Here is a 2,213-nt window from a genome sequence, read left to right as displayed (position 1 = left end):
CCGCGATCGCCGAAGCCGAGGCCGCCGCGCAACGTCATCACGCCGCCGCGACCGAAGCGGAAGCCGCCGCGCAGCGTCATGCCGCCGCTACCGCGGAGGCCGCGGCCGCCGCGAAACGCCACGCGGATGCGACCGCCGAAGCCGAGGCCGCGACGCAACGTCACGCGGCCGCGATCGCCGAGGCCGAAGCGCTCGCGCAGCGTCATCTGCAAGCGATCGCTGAAGCGGAAGCCGCCGCGCAGCGCCACGCCGATGCGACTGCTGAAGCGCAAGCCATCACGCAGCGCCATACCGAAGCCATCGCGCAAGCCGACGCGGCCGCGCAACGCCACGCGCAGGCAACTGCCGAGGCCGAGGCCGTCACGCAACGCCACAGCGAAGCGATCGCGCAGGCCGAAGCGGCCGCCGAGCGTCACGCGAAGGCGATCGCCGACGCGGAAGCGCTCGTCGAAGCCGTCGTGAAGGACGCGGCGACGAACCCGGCGGCGTCCGACACCGCGACGGTAGTCGCGGCCGAAGTCGTCGAACCGGCCGCCGCGCCAGTGACCGCCGATGAAGGCGCTGCCGCGCCGGCCGACGCGAGCACCGCCGTCGTCGCGACGAACGCCGCCAATAGCGCAATCGAAGTCGCCCCCGTCGAAGCCGCGGACGCGCCTGCGGACAAGGCGACGCTGCACGTCGCACGCCCGTCGCAGAACGAACTGACGCTGACCGTCAACGGCCAGTCGATCACGCTGCACCCGGAGCAACTGGGCCAGCTGATCGAGGAACTCGCGCAAGCGCGCGCGTCGATGCAGCCGGAACCGCCGCCCGGCATCCCGGCCGGCTGGCGCTTCGTGACGACGAAGAACCCGATGATGGCCGTGCAGAAGCAGTCGAACGGCGACCGCCTGCTGGTCGCGCGCCACACCGGCTACGGCTGGGTGCCGTTCACGTTCTCGCCGGATGTCGTGATCCAGATGTACATGATGCTGACGCAGCGATAAGCGCCGCCGCCGCAAACAAAACAGCCCGATCGGTTCGCACCGATCGGGCTGTCTGCTTTCCGAAGTCCGGAGGACAGCCGGCATGCGCCGGCGTCATTCAGTTCAACGCTCCACCGGCGCCTGCACCCGCGCCTTCCACTGGCCGCCCTTGCCGCGCCAGTAGCGCCACGCGGACGCGAACGTCGCACCGACGTAGAACAGCGCGACGAGCGGCAGCGCGGGCGCCCACAGCGGCGAGCGCCGGTAGTAGCGCAGCATCGGCGCATACGCGGTGCACATCGACGCCCACGCGAGCCACGCCGGCCACGCGCGCGCGCCGTAGACCAGGGCGGCGACAGGCGGCACGAGGTAAATGATCGTCATCCCGAGCAGCGTGCCGGCGAGCAGCAGCGGCGAATAATGGAGCTGCGTGAACGCGGTGCGCGCGATCATGTTCCAGATGTCGCGCCAGCTGTCGTACGGACGCAGCGACACGCTGCGCTCGGCCAGATCGAGCCGGATCGGATGCCGGCCGCTGCCGCGATGCTTGATCTGCGCGGCGAGGCTGCAGTCGTCGATCAGCGCGCCGCGGATCGATTCGATGCCGCCCGCCTCCTCGAGCGCGCTGCGCTTGACCAGCATGCAACCGCCCGCGGCGCCGGCCGTCCGGTTGCGCGGATTGTTGATCCACGAGAACGGATAGAGCTTCGCGAAGAAGAACACGAACGCCGGAATCAGCGCCTTTTCCCAGAACGAATCGCAGCGCAGCCGCACCATCAGCGACACGAGATCGCGCTGTTCGGCCTGCGCGCGCGTGACGAGCTGGGCGACGGCGTCGGGCGGATGGCCGATGTCGGCATCCGTCAGCAGCAGGTAGTCGGCCGGCAGCCCGAGCGTGCGCACCGCCGCGATGCCCTGCGACTGCGCCCATACCTTGCCCGACCAGCCGGCCGGCAGCGGCTTCGCGGCCAGCACCGTCAGGCGCTCGGCGCGGTTGATCGCGAGCGCGGCCGCACGGGCCGCGTCGGCGGTGCCGTCGTCGCTGTGGTCGTCGACGATGATCAGATGAAAATCGCCCGGATAGTCCTGCTCGAGCAACGACGTCGCCGCCTGGGCGATCACGTCGACCTCGTTGCGCGCCGGCACGACCGCGACGACGGCCGGCCCGGCGGCCTCGGCCGCGGCGCCGCGCGCCGGCGGCGGCAGCCCCCCGCACGGCTGGCCGCCCCCGACGTCGGCACCCCCCAC

General features: G+C 71.5%; 2 protein-coding genes. One reads left to right on the top strand and one right to left on the bottom strand.

Translation table 11 applies throughout. The features are described from left to right. Positions 1-986: phage tail protein (locus tag F3J14_RS34640; protein WP_166726721.1), on the top strand; the 986-nt coding region annotated here is incomplete at its 5' end. A gap of 102 nt (positions 987-1,088) precedes the next feature. Here F3J14_RS34640 and F3J14_RS34635 read toward each other — a convergent pair. After that, positions 1,089-2,213, bottom strand: coding sequence for a glycosyltransferase (locus tag F3J14_RS34635; protein WP_348772037.1), 1,125 nt, complete (start codon positions 2,211-2,213; stop codon positions 1,089-1,091).

It is taken from the genome of Burkholderia sp. Tr-862 (assembly GCF_011753085.1).
In the GTDB taxonomy this organism is placed as follows: Bacteria; Pseudomonadota; Gammaproteobacteria; order Burkholderiales; family Burkholderiaceae; genus Burkholderia; species Burkholderia ambifaria.
Note: the sequence above shows the minus strand (reverse complement) of the source record. Positions and strands in the feature narration are given on the sequence as shown.